Source organism: Advenella sp., from assembly GCF_052108595.1.
In the GTDB taxonomy this organism is placed as follows: Bacteria; Pseudomonadota; Gammaproteobacteria; order Burkholderiales; family Burkholderiaceae_B; genus Advenella.
On the sequence record NZ_JBQEAU010000098.1, the window covers coordinates 1 to 17553 of the forward strand.

Consider the following 17553-nt stretch of genomic DNA (forward strand, 5'->3'; position numbering starts at 1 on the left):
AGGCACGCCCCGCCGTATGACACAGGAAAAATACACAAGCCAGATCGTCACTGCCCGAACAGAATGGATCCCCGGAAAACTTTTCTCAATTGTTACGACCAAAGATCCTGCATTCGCGTTTGTTCCCGGCCAGTTCGCCCGGCTCGGCCTGCCGGACAATCCGCAGATCGATGCCAAACCCGACATCTGGCGTGCCTATTCCATGGTCACCCCGCCGCACGCCCATGAATTGGCGTTCTATTCAATTGTGGTCCCGGATGGCCAGTTCAGCCCGCGCCTTCATGATCTGCAGGTAGGCGATGCCGTGTACATCGACAAAACCGCATTTGGCTTCATGACCATTGAGCGATTTCCCCAGGGGGGACAGTTGTGGATGCTGGCTACCGGCACCGGCCTGTCTGCGTACCTGCCCATGCTGGACGATCCGCAGACCTGGCAGCAGTTTGAACGCATCATCCTCGTGCATGGCGTCAGGCAAGCCAATGAACTGACCTACCAGGACGATATTGCGCGCTTTGCCCGGACCCATGCGGCCAATGATCAACAGTTCGTGTACCTGCCTGTAGCCTCGCGCGAGCCCTTGCCGGGCATGCCGCAAGCGCGCATTACCACACTGATCGAATCGGGTGAACTGGAACAATTGGCTGGCGCCAACCTGGATCCGACGGTGGCCCGTGTCATGCTCTGCGGTAACCCGGCCATGGTTAAGGACGCCCGCAAAATCCTTGGCGACCGTGGCTTTGCCCCCGGACGACGCGGCGTTGCCGGCTCTTTGGCCGTGGAAAACTACTGGTAAGGATTGTGGCCATGTTTGCCAGCCTTGTGGTCGGCAAGGCGGGTAAGTCCGTATATTACCGAATGGTAATTCATGAAAATTCTTGGTAATATTTCCTTCGTATCTATTGCTGCGTAGCAACATACGGTCGTTTCTTGGCGATTCTTAACAAATACGCACGCATATTTCACATTCTTGCCTGTCGCGAGTGTTAGAATTTTTTCATTGAACGCCGACCTTCGTTGGATATGGACCGAATATGATCATGCTTTACCAGCTCCATGAGCTAACCCGCAGTTTTCTGTCGCCGATGGCATCGTTCACACAAGTCGGTTCCAACCTCTTTACCAACCCCTTCAGTCCTTACACCTACCTCCCCCTGTCAAAAAACATTGCAGCCGGCTTTGAACTGTTCCATCGCCTGGGCAAAGATTACGAAAAGCCAGAGTGGAATATCGACACGGTTACAGTGGGGGACAAAAAAAGCAACATCACGATTTCCACCACGCAGGCCAAGCCCTTCTGCAATCTGATTCACTTCGAACGCGAACACAGCAAGAACCCAGGCGGCGATCCAAAAGTGCTTATCGTGGCTCCCCTGTCGGGACACCACGCCACCCTTTTGCGCGACACGGTCAAAACCATGCTGACCAGTTTCGACGTCTACATCACAGACTGGGTGGATGCCCGCATGGTGCCTCCCAGCAAGGGACCGTTTCACCTGGACGACTACGTTGACTATGTACGCGAATTCATCCACGTTGTCGGCCCCGACATGCACATCATGTCTGTCTGCCAGCCCACCGTACCGGTGCTGGCCGCCGTCTCGCTCATGGCCTCTGCCGGCGAACACGACGCCATGCCCAAATCCATGATCATGATGGGCGGCCCCATCGATACACGGCTGTCGCCTACACAGGTCAATAGCCTGGCAGACTCAAATCCGTTCTCGTGGTTCGAAAACAAGCTGATTCACGTTGTGCCCGGTCGCTACCCCGGCGCCGGCCGCAAGGTTTACCCCGGTTTTCTGCAACATGCAGGTTTTGTTGCAATGAATCCGGACAAGCATATGGAAGCGCATTATGACTTCTACATGAACCTGATGTCCGACCAGTTGTCCGAAGCAGAACACCACCGGCGGTTTTACGACGAATACAATGCCGTGCTGGATCTGCCCGCTGAATACTATCTGGACACTATCCGCGTCGTATTCCAGGATCACCTGCTGCCCAAGGGTGAATGGAAAGTGCGCAATGAATTGGTCAAACCCCAGGACATTGCCCACACCCGCCTGCTGACAATCGAAGGTGAAAACGACGACATCACCGGGTATGGTCAGACCGAAGCCGCCCAGAAACTGTGTTCCGGCCTCAAAAAACAGGACAGGAAGCACTTTCTGGCCAAAGGCTGCGGCCACTACGGCATCTTCTCCGGCTCCAAATGGAGAAAGCAGATTTTCCCTGTGGTAGAAGCCTTTATCGCCGAAACCGAAGAAAAGAGCGTCAGTCAGGCTGTTGCTGCCGCCTGAAAGCAACTGGCACTGCCTTTTTCGGTACAATGAGAGGGACGTGGCTCTGGCCGCGTCCTTTCCTTATTGCCCCCTATGAACCACGCCCTCCTCATCGACCGCATAGACGCGGTATTACCTCAGACGCAGTGCACCCAATGCGGCTACGACGGCTGCCGTCCGTACGCCCAGGCCCTGGCGTCGGGCACCACGCTGATCAACCGCTGTCCACCTGGCGGCGACGCCGGCATTGAAAAGCTGGCGCACGTGCTCGACACCCCTGTTTTGCCGCTGGATGAATCCTGTGGCCAGCCGGGCCCCTTGCTCGTGGCGGTTATTGATGAAGCGCATTGCATCGGCTGTACGCTGTGTATCCAGGCCTGTCCTGTGGATGCCATTATGGGGGCCAATAAATTCATGCACACGATCATCCCCGATTTGTGTTCGGGTTGCGAGCTGTGTGTTGCCCCCTGTCCGGTAGACTGTATCGCCATGGTCGATGCCAATCGCCCGTGGACGCAGGAAGACGCCGACGCTGCCCGAACGCGCCATGAACAACGGGCACACCGCCTGCAACTGAACACCCAGGAAAAAGAAGAACGGATGCGCCGTGCAGGCGCCCAGGCGGCTGCCTCAAGCCAGCAGACAGACGCCCAGGCCGACCGTCCCGGGCAGTCGGCTGACAGCCTGGCACAATCGACCCAGGCGCCCATGGCTGCGCCAACTGCCGAAGACACAAAAAAAGCAGCCATTGCACTGGCATTGCAACGGGCACGCGCACGTCGCAAACCAACCAATCAATCGGGTAGTAGTTCATGAATGCAGCAAAACGCAAACTCATTTTCGAACGACTGGCCGCCGCCAACGCCAGCCCCACCACAGAGCTTGAATACGAAAACACGTTCCAGTTACTGATCGCCGTTTTGCTTTCGGCGCAGGCGACCGACAAATCGGTCAACCTGGCTACCCGCCACATTTTCGACACCTGTAAAACTTCGCAAGACATTCTGGATATGGGGCTGGACACCTTTACCGAAAAGATTCGCACGATCGGGCTTTACAAGACCAAGGCCAAAAATGCATTGGCAACCTGCGCCATCCTGCAGGAGCAATACCAGGGTGTGGTACCGGACAGTCGCCAAGCGCTTGAGGCGCTGCCCGGTGTCGGACGAAAAACGGCCAACGTCGTGCTCAATACCGCTTTCGGCCAGCCAGCCATGGCGGTGGACACGCATATTTTTCGCGTATCCAATCGAACCGGCCTGGCCCCGGGCAAGAACGTCAGGGAAGTCGAAGACAAGCTGATGCGCTTCGTGCCCAGGCAATACCTGCTGGACGCGCATCATTGGCTGATTCTGCATGGCCGGTACATCTGCGTCGCGCGAACGCCTAAGTGCGCGCAATGCGGGATTGAAGACCTGTGTGAATTCAAAGAAAAGAATCTGGGGGCCGCTGAGCGTCGACCCGCCAGAACAACGGGCACAGCCCGGCCAGCAAAGAAAGCTGCATTAAAAAAGACCGCAAAACCGGTCAAAAAGACAATTAAAGAAGTGGCATAACGGGGCTGTGCAAATATATAGTGCAACTGCCTGATCCGCGCTGCTTGCATAACAATAAAGAAAGCCGTAGATACTCAATCCTGCTTTCTCGAGTATGCCTTGACGGCCGAATCCTTTGACCTGCATTAACTTGTAGTCAATAATCATATTTCAATTTGTCGCGCGTCATTACCCGCCTCTATCACGGTTCAGGTTAAAACGCCAACACACTCTGCCATATCGGCAATACTCGTCCCACTCTCAAGATGCCCTTAAATCATCTGTTCGGTCTACTACAATTTTTACTCTTTCCGCCGTAAGACTCTCTCGATCATTATTTTGGTATAAGCGCAAAATGATTAGCAAAAATTTCTCTGGCATCGTCGCCTTCATGAAAGTTGCCGCTCTTGGCAGCTTCAATGCCGCAGCAAAAGACTTAGGTATTTCACCACCGGCTGTAAGCCGCAGTATCCAACGGCTGGAAACCCAACTTAATGTTCGGTTACTGAATCGCAACACCCATTCTGTATCGATCACCACGGAAGGAGCCAGGTTTTTTGATCAGTGCTTGCCGAGCATTGATCATTTAGTTCGTGTGGCAGCTGACCTAAAAGACGCTGCCAGCTCAGATGCCGGTAGTTTGAGAGTCAGCGCTACGGTGGGATATGGCCGGCGGCGTATTGCGCCACTATTGAGTGAGTTTTGTGTCAAGCACCCGGACATTCAGCTTGAGTTTGAACTGAATGATCGAATGACAGATTTTTTCGAAGAAAAAATCGATATAGCAATACGAAACGGTAGATTGGAGGATTCAGGCATCATCGCTCGAAAAATTGCCCCTATGAGACTGATCGTCTGTGGATCACCCGACTATTTCAAGAAAAATGGTGCGCCAACCAGCATCGAAGATCTGGATCGCCACAAAACAATTGGATTTCGCCTTGAAGATAGTGGAAAAATTCACGATTGGGAGTTTTTCCTGAACGGCAGTTTCTATAAACATAAGATTCTCCCTCATCAGATATTCAACGATCCGGAACTGGTAGCACAGGCAGCAAGAGCAGGAAGTGGCTTGGCACAAATAGCAAACTACCAAGCAGATTCATTGATCGCACAGGGCGACCTTATCGCCGTCTTGACTCAACATATCGCAGAGGGTCGCGGTCACTATATTTGTTACTCCAGTCGCAAGCAGATGCCGCTGCGAGTAAAGTTATTCATTGATTACTTACAGTCTAAACTTGGATTTTAAGCATTTATATCTAAAGTTAATTCCGTAGTTCCTTGACGACATCTTTTGGCGCATAACAAGATATGTCAGAATTTTCGCAACTTATTCCTTCGGTCACTAAGATGCAAAATTCAAGCCAGCCCATCCATCAAGAAAACGCGTCGTCAACAAAATTTAATCTGGCCAACAGCCAACGAGAATGGTTATGGTTGATTCCATTTGCAGCGGCACTATATTATCCATGGGCACTTCAATGGGCAAATACCACGATCGCGTCAATTGGACAGATTACCCCATATGCGTTCATTCAAATCTTGACAGCGTATACGGTGCCAATTATTGGATTTGCGGTCTTGCACCATCTGGGAAAACAAGAAACCCTTACGGATCGACTTGTGCTTGCTCGGCGATTATCATATTTGGTTGTTGCGGCTCCACCGGCTTTTACCTTGGTTGGCGTATTACTATTTCTAATGAAAATCAATGGCCACGATAATGCGGTGTGGACAGGAATATGGCTAGTACTAACAATTTTATCGACCATGATGATTCATACCATGCCACGCAGACCGATCGTACTGAATGATCCTGCTATGTACAGACGGCTGCGAGTACTCCACGGCGTATTTGCAGTTTTTATACTGCTTGTTTTTCTCGCTCCGCATTTGTTTAATCACTCACTGGGCCTATTTGGCAACAACGTTCATCTTGCAATCATGGACGTGCTCCGCAAGGTGTATCGTCACCCCGCTGTGGAACCAATACTTATCGCAGCTTTCTTTATACAGATTCTAAGTGGCATTGTTCTGGTAAAACCCAAGTCAGAACGTTCCGGGGACATTTTAGATAGTCTACAAGCTGCCTCTGGTGTATATCTTGCATTCTTCATTGCTTCTCACATCAATTCCGTTTTTATTCTCGCTCGCTACTTCGGCACAGAAACTGATTACGCTTGGGCTACTGGAGAACCTGTCGGTTTATTAATGGATCCATGGAATATCCGATTACTGCCGCACTACTCTCTTGCTGTGTTTTTACTTCTTGCTCACCTTGCATGTGGATTGCGAATCGTATTAAGAAATCACAATATGACATACGCCCGTTCAAATGCAATCACTTGGTCGATTATCACAATCGGATTTGTCGTCACCCTTATCATTACTGCGGGCATGCTCGGTTTTCGGCTGATATGAAATAAAGCGAGGGGATGCCCTCTGGGAACACCAGAATATTTTTAGTTCTCCATCTGTCGCTGAGCTTTTGGACGCTTCCAACACGTAGGAAACCTTTATTGGGCGCTCGTGTATTTCTTACCCACACGAAATAACGGCCAGACACCAGATACAAGGTAAATAACAGACTGTGAAAAACATAGACCTGAAGAAGATGAAGCAGTTTTTGACTGTCGCGGAATCAAATAGTATTACAAAAGCCGCAGAAAGGCTTCGTATCGCTCAGTCAACACTACTGGCTGTCATTAAAAAACTTGAAGATGCAATCGGTGTTTCTCTTATAAATCAACAGGCCAGCTCGTTTGAATTGACACTTGCTGGTGCTGATTTTGCCAGGCACTGTCGACTCTGTCTCGAATACTCAGAACGGGCAGTTTGGAGCGCTCGTTCTACCGCAAAAGCTTGCGCTGCCACCATAAACCTGGGACTTGTTTCTTCCGCAGCGCACACTATTTTTCCCAGAGTGTTGTCCATTTTACAAAAGACCCAGCCAGACTTTAATGTCAACGTTCATGAAAGCACTTCCAAAAGTATTATTCACATGTTGCTCGAAAGACAAATAGATATGGGTTTACTGCGCGGCCCGATTGATTTGCCTTCCGAACTGGAAGTCATCAATCTAGGTCGGGATGAATTTGTGCTTATAACGAGTGAAGGCCATGCGCTGGCAGATTGCCTTCGAGTTTCTCCTGAAATGCTCTGTTCAGAAGCCTTCATCATGTACGATAAAGGCAGTGTGCTTCGACATGCCATGCGCCTGTTTTGCCAGGATAATAACGTCTATCCGTTTATCGCTCAAGAGGTATGCCAAATTCAAACTGTGGCAGCTATGGTCGGCTGTGGACTTGGTGTAGCCCTAGTCCCAAAATCAACTATTCCGCTCATCAGTGCACCTGTCAGATTCATCGACCTGGACTGTTTTTCGCACGAACACTATACCGGTATTTATATGGCCAAAAGAGAATCTCATTCCTCAGCATTATTAAATAGACTATTCTGTCTATCAGCAACTGACTTTTAATAAGATTAAAAAATTACTTAGATTTTATAAAGCTTGGGCCGCGCGCCGGCTGCCTGCGGGTGTATGACGCGCAAAAGTTGCTGAAACTTCGGACATTGCATATGACTGGGCGCAGGACAATCAGCCACATGTCGCAGCGTATCCCGGAGCGCCTTTAACCGGCGGACCTGATCTTCAATGGCATCGGCACGTTCATGCAGAACAGGGCGAGACAGGTTGGGCGATCCGTCCTGACCGAACATCCCCTTGATCTGTTCCAGAGAAAAGCCGGCTGCCTTTCCCAGAGATATCAATGCCAGTTGGGTAAGCGTCTGCTCATCGTACTGGCGTCTCAGACCATGCCGCGCGCAGGAGTGGATCAATCCGAGCTCTTCATAATAGCGTAACGTCGAAGGAGGAACGCCACTGCTTTTGGACAGCGCCGCAATATCAATCAGATTCATGGCTTGACTTAAAGTTGGCTTGAAGTTGCATAATACTTGCCACAACATCCGCAGGCAAGGAAAAAATCATGAATGTACTCCCAGGGAAACAAGCATCTACGCTCATATTGACGGCGCTGGCTGGCGCAATGCTGCTGGCATCGCTCGGCGTCAGTATTGCCACTGTGGCGCTGCCCGCCCTGATGCGGAATTTCAACGCAACGCTGCCCGCCGTGCAATGGGTCATGCTCGCCTACCTGATCACAATCACAGTCGCAATCGTACTTGCGGGCAAGCTTGGTGACCTTATCGGTCATCGGCGCGTGCTTATCGTCGGGTTGACGCTCTTTGTGCTGGCGTCAGGGCTTTGCGCGGCTGCGCCGACGCTGGATGTGCTCGTACTGGGACGGGTGGTTCAGGGTGTGGGTGGCGCTACCCTGATGGCATTGCCTATCTCGATTGTCCACGCCTTCGTGACAAGAGAGCGGATCGGCTCAGCGATGGGGCTTTTCGGTACCATGTCCGCCATCGGCACAGCCTTGGGCCCCTCGCTCGGTGGTGTGCTCATTGGCAGTATGGGCTGGCGCGCAGCGTTCATCGTGCTGACCATTCTAGGCGCCGGTCTGTTGATATTTGCAGCCAGGGTCATTCCGGCGGTTGCCGTCGACAAAAGCCTGAGGGCCGCCTCGCCAGACTGGACAGGCGCAGCCTTGTTGACGGCAACGCTCATTCTGTATGGACTGGGCACGGTCGGCGGCCAAAGCAATACGCCAATGCATTCAACCCTGCTATTGGTGTGCGCCGCCGGCACGCTTGTCCTGTTCCTTCGGGTCCAGTCGCGTGCACCCTCGCCCCTGGTACCGCTCGCACACTTGCGTGACCCGCTAACGGGCACGGCGCTGTTGATGAATCTACTCGTGTCCATTCCGATGATGGCCACCCTGGTTATCGGTCCGTTTTTCCTGTCCTTCGGGCTTGGCTTGAACGAAGCGGGAATCGGTCTGGTGATGGCAGTCGGTCCGCTGGTGGCGGCCATCTCGGGGGTCCCGGCGGGCCGACTGGCCGACCGCATTGGCGCGCAGCGCACGCGCATGGCGGGCCTGATCCAGACAACGCTAGGTCTGATTGCGCTTGCCTATTTCCCGCGGTTTCTGGGCGTTGCCGGCTATATCATGGCGTTGATACTGTTGACCCCGGGTTTTCAGCTTTTTCTGGCAGCCAACAGTGCTGTCATCATGCTGGGCGCGTCCCAGGCGCAACGTGGGCTGCTCTCGGGATTGCTGGGATTGTCACGCAACCTGGGGTTGATGACCGGGGCATCGCTCATGTCTGGCGTGTTCGCCATGGCACTTGGACCACAGGACATTACCGGCACTGCGCCAGACAGTATTGCCCAGGCATTCACAATCACATTTGTAGTTATCGCGGGAATTTGCCTGCTGGCCCTCATTCTGTCCTGGTGTGTACGCCCGGCGCAATCAAAGCAATACGAAGCATAATGCGAGTGGCCTGCCAGACGCTATCGAAGCAGGCCAATTCGGTTTCTCACTGCCCGCGCGCGGGCAACGGTGTCTTGCGATTTGGGTCAGTTCTGCCCCTGATTGCTATTGCTGTGACCCAGCCCCAGATAACTTTGCGCCACCTTGGGATCGGCGCGCAGAATCTGCGACGAGCCTTCCATCGCTACCTCGCCCATTTCCAGCACATAACCGTAGTCGCAGGCCTGCAGCGCGGCACGTGCGTTCTGCTCGACCAGCAGTATCGACACACCGGTTTCGCGCAGTCGCAAGATAATGCGAAATACTTCCTGCACCACACGCGGCGCCAACCCCAAACTGGGCTCATCGAGCATAAGCAAAGTAGGCTTTGCCATCATCGCCCGCCCTACGGCCAGCATCTGCCGCTCGCCGCCCGAGAGCGTGCCGGCGCGCTGATCGCGGCGCTCCAGCAAACGCGGAAACAACTGATAAACCTGGTCCAGCGTGTCTCGCCAGCCGGCGACACGCTGGCGATACTGACGAAACCCGCCAAGCAGCAGATTGTCCTGCACCGACATGCTGGTAAACAGCTCGCGCTTTTCCGGCACCAGGCACAGGCCTGCGGCCACGCGCTCTTCCACGGGCATCCGGCTGATGTCCTGCCCGCGATATAGAATGCGCCCGTGGGCCCGACCGGACGTCGGCAAGGCGCCCATCAGGGTATTGAGCAGTGTCGACTTGCCGGCACCATTGGCGCCAATCACCGTCACAACCTGCCCCTGGTCCATGGCCAGAGACACGTCATTGACCGCGAGTACTTTACCGTACTGCGCGTTGATATTATGTGCTTCCAGTAGTCGGCTCATGCGCGCACCTCGTTATTGACGGCCGTGTCCGCAGCAATTTCATCTGTGATAACAGCATCGTCAATCCCGCCCAGATAGGCCTGCAGGACTTTGTCGTTCTGTTGAATCTGTGCCGGCGTGCCTTCAGCAATTTTTGTGCCGAAATCCATTACCACCAAGTGGCTGGTCAGTTTCATCACAAAGTCCATATCATGCTCTACCAGCAGGATGCTCATGCCTTCGTCACGTAATCCGGACAACACGGCAGCCAGCTCCTGCTTTTCCATATAGCGCAGGCCCGCTGCCGGCTCATCCAGCAAAAGCAGTGTTGGATCAAGCGCGAGCGCCCTTGCGACTTCCACGATCCGCTGTTTACCCAGCGACAGATTGCCGGCCAACTCGAACATGCAATCGCCCAGCCCAACCCGCTCCAGTTGAATGGCCGCTTCGCGCAGCAGGGCCGCCTCGTCACGCCGATCCAGCCGCAATATGCTGCGTATGGCACCTGCCGAGCGCCGCAGATGCGCACCCAGCGCCACATTTTCCAGCACACTCATCTGCGGCAGCAATTGGGTATGCTGAAAGGTACGCGCGATCCCCAATCGGGCAATATCTGCTGCTGTCGCCGATTGCAAGGATTTGTCGCGAAAAACGATCGAACCGCGCGTCAATGGCATGACGCCAGTAATCAGATTGAAGGTCGTGCTTTTACCGGCGCCGTTGGGGCCGATCAGCCCCACAATCTGACCGGCAGCCAGACTGAAGGAGATATCGTTCACTGCCACCAGCCCACCAAACTCTTTGCGCAACTGGGCTACCTGCAGCAACGTGCGGCCTGCTGGCGGTCTTTCACTTTTAGCCAATAACGGGGCATCGGCCCACCATTGGGTTAAAACGCCACCGGCCGCTTTGCGTTCGCTGCTGCCGCCGGAAAAAAAACCGGTCACGATTGGCCATAGCCCTTCCCGCGCATGATGCAACACCAGCACTACCAGTACGCCGAAAACAATCAGTTCGAAGTTGGTAGAGGTATCGAACAGGCGCGGCGCGATGTCCTGGATCTGGTCTTTGAGCGTTAGAATGACGGCGGCGCCGAAAATGCCGCCCCAGACAGAAGACACACTGCCCACCACCATCATGAACAGATATTCAATGCCATAGTTGATGCCGAACGTGCTGGGGCTGACAGCACGCTGCTCGTGCGCGTACAACCAGCCGGCCAGACCGGCGAGCACGGCGGCATATACAAAGGCGATCACCTTATAGCGAAAAGTATGCACACCAAAAGAAGCGGCCATTTTTTCGCCGTTTTTCAAGGCACGGATGGCGCGACCGCTGCGCGAATTGAGCAAGTTGATTGCCGTCCATGCCGCCAGCAGTACGACCAACCAGATCAGATAATAAATACTCTGGGCCTGTAACAATGGATAGCCAAATAACGAAATTGGCGGAATTCCCGGGATGCCGTCATGTCGCCCCAGAAAGGGCATGTTTCCGTACAGATAATAGAAAATCAGGCATACGGCGATCGTCGCCAACGACAGGTAATGTCCCGACAGACGCAATGTAATCTGCCCCAGCACAAAAGCCAGCAGCAATGTCAGCACAATGCCCAGAACCAGCCCCAGCCAGGGAGATCCATCCATGGTGGCAGACAGCCACGCGGTGGCGTAGGCGCCGATACCGACAAACGTTGCCTGGCCAAACGAGGTCAGCCCGCCCACGCCGGTTAACACGACCAGCCCGATCACGACCAGACTGGCAATGCCGATTGCATTGAGTTGATTGATCCAGAATTCAGGCACGCCAGGCACCACTGGCAACAGGGCAAGCAACAAAATGAACAACGGTACAGACCATTTTTTCATGGCTTACTCCTCTTCGTCGTGACGAGTCGTCACAGACAGAATCAGCAATACCGGTATGATCAGCGCAAAAACAATCACTTCCTTGTACTCACTTGCCCAGAAGGTCGAAAACGATTCAATGATACCCACCAGCAGCGCGCCCGCGGCGGCGATCGGATAGCTCAGCAGCCCACCGATGATGGCCCCCACAAAGCCCTTCAAGCCAATCATAAAACCCGTCTCGTACGTAATCGAAATAAACGATACGATCATGATGCCCGAGAGCACCCCAACAATGGACGAAAGCAGAAAGGTCAGGAAACCGGACATATTGGTGCTGATGCCGACCAGTCGCGCGCCGCGCCGGTTCACTGCCGTCGCCCGCAATGCCTTGCCATACAGGGTATAGCCGAAAAACAGCCACAATGCAGCGATAATGACTGCTGTCATTGCGATCACGAACAAGCTTTGATAAGTCCAGTTCAGGCCGAACAGCTCAAGCTGGCCGTCAAAAAATGGCTGGGCAACCAGACGCCCTTCGGCACCGAAGAAAGCCAGACCCATGCCAACGAAAACAAAGTGCACGGCAATGGAAATCACAAAGAGCGCCAGCACCGAACTGTCGGCCATGGATTCGTAGGCAAGCTTGTAAAGCATGGGCCCTAGCGGGACGACCAGGAACAATGTCATCAAGGCCTTGATCCAGAGCGAAGGTGTCGTGCCCAAAATGGCCGGCACCGCAAAAAATACGATAATGGGTAACGCCAGGCAAAACAGCGCCGACCTGACCAGCGTAACCATGGGCTTGCCACGGAATACCTGCCACAGTTCACGCGCAAAGACCAGCAAACCGGCGATCACAAGCAGCCACCGGGTTCCCGGCACCTGATCGTCGGCCAGGACCGCAAAGGTGAGTGCCCCGTAGGTCACGAACTCTCCCTGCACAATCAGAATAATGCGCGTGACGGCAAACACCAGTACCAGCGATACTGCCAGTAATGCATAAATGACGCCCGTCACGAGCCCATCCTGCATCAGAATCTTTGCGATTGACCAATCCATTGTCGTCCCGTTGATTTCCTTTCGGTTTTTTGCTCAGTTCAGGTCCTGGGCAAATTCCCAGTGACCGTTCTTGACGCGTAGCAGAACCCGGGCGCGCTCGTCCAGCCCTGAATGATCTTTGGCCGACATATTAAAGACGCCGTGCACGCCGACCACATCCTTGGTGTTTTCCAGCGCATCGCGCAGCGCCTGGCGAAAGCCCTCGGTACCGGGCTTGGCGCCACCGGCCAGCGCCTTAGGAATGGCGGCCGCAACCAGCGCGCCAGCATCGCTCATATGTCCGCCGAACCCGCTGACCGAGCCCTTGCCATATTGCGCCTCATATTTCTGTGTGTAGTCCAGGCCGGTGGCGCGCATGGGGTTAGCTGGCGGCAATTGGTCTGCAACCAGGATCGGGCCAGCCGGCAAAACCAGTCCTTCGCAGGCGCTACCGCACATTTTCAGAAACTCGCTATTTCCCGCCCCGTGGGTCTGATAAATCTGACCTTTGAAGCCGCGCTGCTTGAGCTCACGCTGTGGCAGCGCAGCTGCAGTACCTGAGCCCGCAATCAGAATGGCATCGGGCTTTGCCGCCAGAAGTTTGAGTACCTGACCGGTCACACTGGTATCAGGGCGGGCATAGCTTTCCGTTGCTACGATCTCTATTTGCTTACCCTGCAGTGCATTTTTGAGCTCCTTTAGCCAGTTCTGGCCATAAGCATCAGAAAAGCCGATGAAACCGATTTTGCCGGTTCCTGCTTTTTCCATAGCTTGCACCACGGCCGTGGCCATCAACACATCGTTCTGTGGTGTCTTGAACGACCAGATGCGCGCGCCCTCCACAGGCTCGACAATGCTGGCGCTGGCGGCCAGGCTGATCATGGGGGTTTTCTTTTCGGCCGCAACATCAATCATTGCCAACGAACCGGGTGTGGCGGTAGTGCCGATAATCACATCTACATTATTCTCGCTGATCAGCTTGCGCATATTGCGCACTGCTTGCGTGGCGTCGGTCGCATCGTCAAGAATGGTATAGTTGACTTTGGTTGATCCGATCTGACGCGGCAGCAGCGCCACACTGTTGCGCTCGGCAATGCCCAGCGAGGCTGCCGGACCGGTCGCCGATACCACGACGCCCACATTAACGGTTATGTCCTCGGCAAATACCGAATGAGCGCTGGCAGCAAGCGCCACACCAAGCAGGCAGGGCAGGAACTTTTTCATGATTTGTCTCTCAAATATTATGATTTCGCTTAATTACAACTGTCTATAAGATAATCGGATGCAGCTATAGTCAGAAGCCGTGGACAATAATATGTCACACTTAAACGCGTAATCATACAGTTTTGTCCTGGTAATTCAGGAATGAGACCCCAATTTACTTTAAAATAGAATGGTTACTGTCTGCATTTTGAATACACGGCGCAAGGCATCGTAAAGCGTGCGGCCGGCAGGTTGCAGGCATGTTATTTAAGGAAAACCCGGGACGGCGGCTCATCGTTATTCTCATAGCCGCCACCGTTTTTGATGTAAAGGCTACCATTGAAAGTCATCAAGTCCGAACAGCAATGGCGTGAGCTGCTCTCTCCGGAAAGCTATCACGTCACGCGGCAGAAAGGCACAGAGCGCGCCTTCACTGGAGAGTACTGGGATCATTTCCAGCCCGGCATCTATACGTGCGTCGCCTGTGAAACGCCATTGTTCGCGTCAGATACGAAATTTGACGCCGGCTGTGGCTGGCCGAGCTATTTCGAGCCCCTTAATCCGCACAATGTCCGCGAAGAAGTAGACACCTCGCACGGCATGACGCGCACAGAAGTGCTGTGCAACGTCTGTGATGCACATCTTGGCCACGTTTTTCCCGATGGCCCTCCTCCCACCGGCCTGCGCTATTGCATCAATTCGCTGTCCCTTCGCTTTGACCCTGTAGAATGAAAAAGCTTCTGTTCGATTTTTTCCCGCTGGTCCTCTTCTTTGTCGCATTCAAGGTTGCAGACATTTACGTAGCAACATGGGTAGCCATCGCCAGCAGCGTACTGCAGATCCTGTGGCTGAAATTGCGTGGCCGCCCGATCGAAGCCACCAACTGGATGAATGTGATCATCATCGTGGTTTTTGGCGGCGCCACCATTTATTTCCATAACGACACCTTCGTCAAATGGAAGCCCACCGTGCTTTACTGGATGTTTGCCCTGATTCTGCTGGGCGCGCGTCTGCTGATGAACAAAAACGTATTGCGCAAAATGCTGGCCACGCAAATGAGCCTTCCGGATCGTATCTGGGATCGCCTGTCTGATACTTGGGCCGGCTTTTTCCTGTTTGCCGGCGCCGTCAATTTAGCAGTGGCCTTTTCCGGTTACTTTACGCAGGACCAATGGGTAACTTTCAAGGCCTTCGGCATGACCATCCTGCTGGTTATTTTTGCGATTGGCCAATCAATCTGGCTCGGACGGCATATGCAGGAAGTACCCGCCGCCCCCGGACCTGTTCCCTTGCCGGAGAAAACCAATGACTGATCTTGATCGCATTGCACTGATCCGCGAACGCCTGGCCTCGCTTGAACCGCAAGCGCTTGATATTGAAGACGAGTCCCACCTACACAAAGGGCATGCAGGCGCCAGCAATGGCGCAGGCCATTACCGCCTGAGTATCCGCTCTGCCCGCTTTAATGGATTGTCCAGGGTAGCCAGCCAGCGTCTGGTTTATGACGCGCTGGGAGATCTGATCCCTTACCCCATTCATGCACTGTCCATACAGACCCAACCGATTTCTTAACCAAAAGGAAAACTATGAAACGTTTTATTTTACTTGCTGTAACTTGCGCCATGACAGTACCGGCTTTGGCCCAAAACGTGGCCACTGTGAATGGTAAAGCCATTACCAAAGATCAGGTAGATACGGCAGTGAAAACGCTCATTGCCCGTGGCGCGACAGACAGCCCTGCGCTGCGCGAACAGATTACAGAACAGCTAATTAACAGTGCCGTCCTGTCCCAGGAAGCCGAGAAACAGGGTGTGGACAAAAACCCTGAAGTGCAGTTCGCCATCGACAATGCCCGCCAGGAAATCCTGATCGGCTCCATGATGCGTGACTGGGCCAAAACCCATCCTGTCAGCGATGAAGACGTCAAGAAAGCCTATGAAGAGTTCAAGACCCAATCGGCCGGTGAACAGGAATATCAGGTCAAGCATATCCTGGTCAAAGACGAAACTGCCGCCAATAAGCTGCTGAAAGATATCAAGGCCAAAAAGGTCAGCTTTGCCGATGCTGCCAAGAAAAACTCCATTGATCCTGGGAGTGGCAAAAACGGTGGCGATCTGGGCTGGGCCCCTGCCGAAAACTACGTACCTGAATTTGCCGAAGCTGTAAAAGCAGCAAAAAAAGGTCAGTTGCTGGACAAACCTGTTAAAAGCCAGTTCGGCTGGCACATCATCGAGCTGACCGACTCACGTCCAGTCAAGGTGCCAACGCTGGAAGAGGCCAAACCGCAAATCAGCCAGATGCTCAGTCAGCAGTCACTGCAGGAACAGATGAAAAAACTGCGTGACGAAGCCAAGATTGAGAAAACGGCTAGCGAAGGCGCTGCCGAAAAACCCGCTGCTGCTCCCGCAGTAGAGGCGCCCAAGCAGTAAGGTTTTGTAAGTCGGATTCTTTATCCGATTTACCCTATTACTGACGATTATCCCCCATCTGCCCGCTCTCAGGGCCAATGGGGGATTTTTTATTGTGGACCTGATCGGGATCCTGATGTTGACTGCCTGAAAGGCGGCATCAGTCACCGTTCGAATGTTTTCGAATGAGGCGGGCACACGCTGCCGCAGCTTGCCGCCGCAGCGCGCATCAAACGCTTTTAGCTTTTACCCGAGCAGCCGGCCAGGTAGCCGGCCCACGACGCCCTATCGAACCGATTCAGCAGGCGCGCCAGCGCATCCGGCTACGGCTCGATCTGTGTGAGCTGGGACCGATATGGCAATCGACACCGGCGATCCGGATGCCAAACAGTACTGGCATCGGTCGATCAAGGGTGCCTTATTGCCTGAGCAGGTCCAACAGGCCTTCTTCGTCAAGCACCGGCACGGACAGATCACGTGCCTTCTCCAGCTTGCTGCCAGCCTCTTCACCCGCAACCACATAGCTGGTCTTTTTTGATACGCTGCCGCTTACCTTGCCGCCGGCTTCCATGATCAACTTGCCGGCTTCATCGCGTGTCAGCGTCGGCAGCGTGCCGGTCAGGACAAAAGTCTTGCCCTGCAGAACCGTGCTTTTGACTGACTCGGGCATTTTGACGGTCACGCCCGCTGCGCGCAACGCATCGAGCACTGCAATATTATGGGGTTCAGCGAAAAATGCCCGCAGCGACTCCGCGACAACCGGCCCGACATCATTGACCTGAAGGAAAGCGGCCTCATCGGCGGCAATCAGGGCATCAAGTGAACCAAAGTAACGCGCCAAGTCCCGTGCCGTTGTTTCGCCAACATGACGGATGCCCAGCGCATACACAATGCGGGAGAGCTCTACGTGCTTGCTTTCTTCAATGGCTGCGATCAGGTTTTCTGCCGATTTGCGCCCCATGCGATCCAGTCCCATGACTTTCTCTACCGAGAGCGAATACAGAT

Annotated in this window: 18 protein-coding genes; 12 read left to right on the forward strand and 6 right to left on the reverse strand. The window is 53.8% G+C overall.

What is annotated here, in order from left to right:
• Positions 1 to 16: 16 nt before the first annotated feature.
• The 7 genes from ACTIKR_RS15830 (at position 17) to ACTIKR_RS15860 (ending at position 7304) form a co-directional block, all read left to right on the forward strand.
• On the forward strand, positions 17 to 796 hold the full coding sequence (locus tag ACTIKR_RS15830; RefSeq protein ID WP_193087152.1) for a ferredoxin--NADP reductase: 780 nt from the start codon (positions 17 to 19) through the stop codon (positions 794 to 796).
• A 244-nt stretch (positions 797 to 1040) separates the two neighbouring features.
• Entirely contained in the window at positions 1041 to 2303 is a 1263-nt protein-coding gene (locus tag ACTIKR_RS15835) for a polyhydroxyalkanoate depolymerase (protein ID WP_193087256.1), read from the forward strand.
• A 75-nt stretch (positions 2304 to 2378) separates the two neighbouring features.
• Positions 2379 to 3101, forward strand: a complete 723-nt coding sequence (gene rsxB / locus ACTIKR_RS15840; RefSeq protein WP_193087153.1) for an electron transport complex subunit RsxB — start codon at positions 2379 to 2381, stop codon at positions 3099 to 3101.
• Positions 3098 to 3841, forward strand: a complete 744-nt coding sequence (nth, locus tag ACTIKR_RS15845) for an endonuclease III (RefSeq protein ID WP_193087154.1) — start codon at positions 3098 to 3100, stop codon at positions 3839 to 3841. Before rsxB ends, nth begins: the two co-directional genes overlap by 4 nt.
• 334 nt (positions 3842 to 4175) lie before the next feature.
• The gene (locus tag ACTIKR_RS15850; RefSeq protein ID WP_442328334.1) at positions 4176 to 5072 is read left to right on the forward strand and encodes a LysR family transcriptional regulator; all 897 of its coding nucleotides are present in this window, start codon (positions 4176 to 4178) and stop codon (positions 5070 to 5072) included.
• A gap of 62 nt (positions 5073 to 5134) precedes the next feature.
• Entirely contained in the window at positions 5135 to 6244 is a 1110-nt protein-coding gene (locus ACTIKR_RS15855; protein ID WP_226816387.1) for a hypothetical protein, read from the forward strand.
• Positions 6245 to 6413: 169 nt separating this feature from the next.
• Positions 6414 to 7304: a LysR family transcriptional regulator gene (locus tag ACTIKR_RS15860; protein ID WP_442328335.1), complete on the forward strand. Its 891-nt coding sequence runs from the start codon at positions 6414 to 6416 to the stop codon at positions 7302 to 7304.
• Positions 7305 to 7321: 17 nt separating this feature from the next.
• Here ACTIKR_RS15860 and ACTIKR_RS15865 read toward each other — a convergent pair whose 3' ends face one another.
• Positions 7322 to 7747, reverse strand: a complete 426-nt coding sequence (locus ACTIKR_RS15865; protein ID WP_193087157.1) for a helix-turn-helix domain-containing protein — start codon at positions 7745 to 7747, stop codon at positions 7322 to 7324.
• A gap of 68 nt (positions 7748 to 7815) precedes the next feature.
• Between ACTIKR_RS15865 and ACTIKR_RS15870 the strand changes: the two genes are divergently transcribed.
• Positions 7816 to 9225, forward strand: coding sequence for an MFS transporter (locus ACTIKR_RS15870; RefSeq protein WP_442328336.1), 1410 nt, complete (start codon positions 7816 to 7818; stop codon positions 9223 to 9225).
• An 86-nt stretch (positions 9226 to 9311) separates the two neighbouring features.
• Here the strand turns inward: ACTIKR_RS15870 and ACTIKR_RS15875 are convergent, their stop codons facing one another.
• From ACTIKR_RS15875 to ACTIKR_RS15890, 4 genes are read right to left on the reverse strand one after another with little or no spacing between them, the layout of a single operon-like run.
• Entirely contained in the window at positions 9312 to 10070 is a 759-nt protein-coding gene (locus ACTIKR_RS15875) for an ABC transporter ATP-binding protein (protein ID WP_193087159.1), read from the reverse strand.
• Positions 10067 to 11917: a branched-chain amino acid ABC transporter ATP-binding protein/permease gene (locus tag ACTIKR_RS15880; RefSeq protein WP_442328337.1), complete on the reverse strand. Its 1851-nt coding sequence runs from the start codon at positions 11915 to 11917 to the stop codon at positions 10067 to 10069. The genes ACTIKR_RS15875 and ACTIKR_RS15880 overlap by 4 nt, the downstream gene beginning before the upstream one ends.
• A gap of 3 nt (positions 11918 to 11920) precedes the next feature.
• Positions 11921 to 12958 carry a branched-chain amino acid ABC transporter permease gene (locus ACTIKR_RS15885; protein ID WP_193087161.1) on the reverse strand — a complete coding sequence of 346 codons (1038 nt, stop codon included), beginning with the start codon at positions 12956 to 12958 and terminating at the stop codon, positions 11921 to 11923.
• Between the two features lie 33 nt (positions 12959 to 12991).
• Positions 12992 to 14161: an ABC transporter substrate-binding protein gene (locus ACTIKR_RS15890; protein WP_193087162.1), complete on the reverse strand. Its 1170-nt coding sequence runs from the start codon at positions 14159 to 14161 to the stop codon at positions 12992 to 12994.
• Positions 14162 to 14479: 318 nt separating this feature from the next.
• Between ACTIKR_RS15890 and msrB the strand changes: the two genes are divergently transcribed.
• From msrB to ACTIKR_RS15910, 4 genes are read left to right on the forward strand one after another with little or no spacing between them, the layout of a single operon-like run.
• The gene (gene msrB, locus ACTIKR_RS15895; RefSeq protein ID WP_193087163.1) at positions 14480 to 14872 is read left to right on the forward strand and encodes a peptide-methionine (R)-S-oxide reductase MsrB; all 393 of its coding nucleotides are present in this window, start codon (positions 14480 to 14482) and stop codon (positions 14870 to 14872) included.
• The gene (locus ACTIKR_RS15900; protein ID WP_193087164.1) at positions 14869 to 15453 is read left to right on the forward strand and encodes a septation protein A; all 585 of its coding nucleotides are present in this window, start codon (positions 14869 to 14871) and stop codon (positions 15451 to 15453) included. The genes msrB and ACTIKR_RS15900 overlap by 4 nt, the downstream gene beginning before the upstream one ends.
• Positions 15446 to 15712 carry a BolA family protein gene (locus tag ACTIKR_RS15905; protein WP_193087165.1) on the forward strand — a complete coding sequence of 89 codons (267 nt, stop codon included), beginning with the start codon at positions 15446 to 15448 and terminating at the stop codon, positions 15710 to 15712. The genes ACTIKR_RS15900 and ACTIKR_RS15905 overlap by 8 nt, the downstream gene beginning before the upstream one ends.
• A gap of 14 nt (positions 15713 to 15726) precedes the next feature.
• The gene (locus ACTIKR_RS15910) at positions 15727 to 16569 is read left to right on the forward strand and encodes a peptidylprolyl isomerase (protein ID WP_193087166.1); all 843 of its coding nucleotides are present in this window, start codon (positions 15727 to 15729) and stop codon (positions 16567 to 16569) included.
• 397 nt (positions 16570 to 16966) lie between these two features.
• Here ACTIKR_RS15910 and ACTIKR_RS15915 read toward each other — a convergent pair.
• Positions 16967 to 17553 (reverse strand): helix-hairpin-helix domain-containing protein (locus ACTIKR_RS15915; RefSeq protein WP_442328338.1); only part of this gene is annotated, 587 nt, incomplete at its 5' end.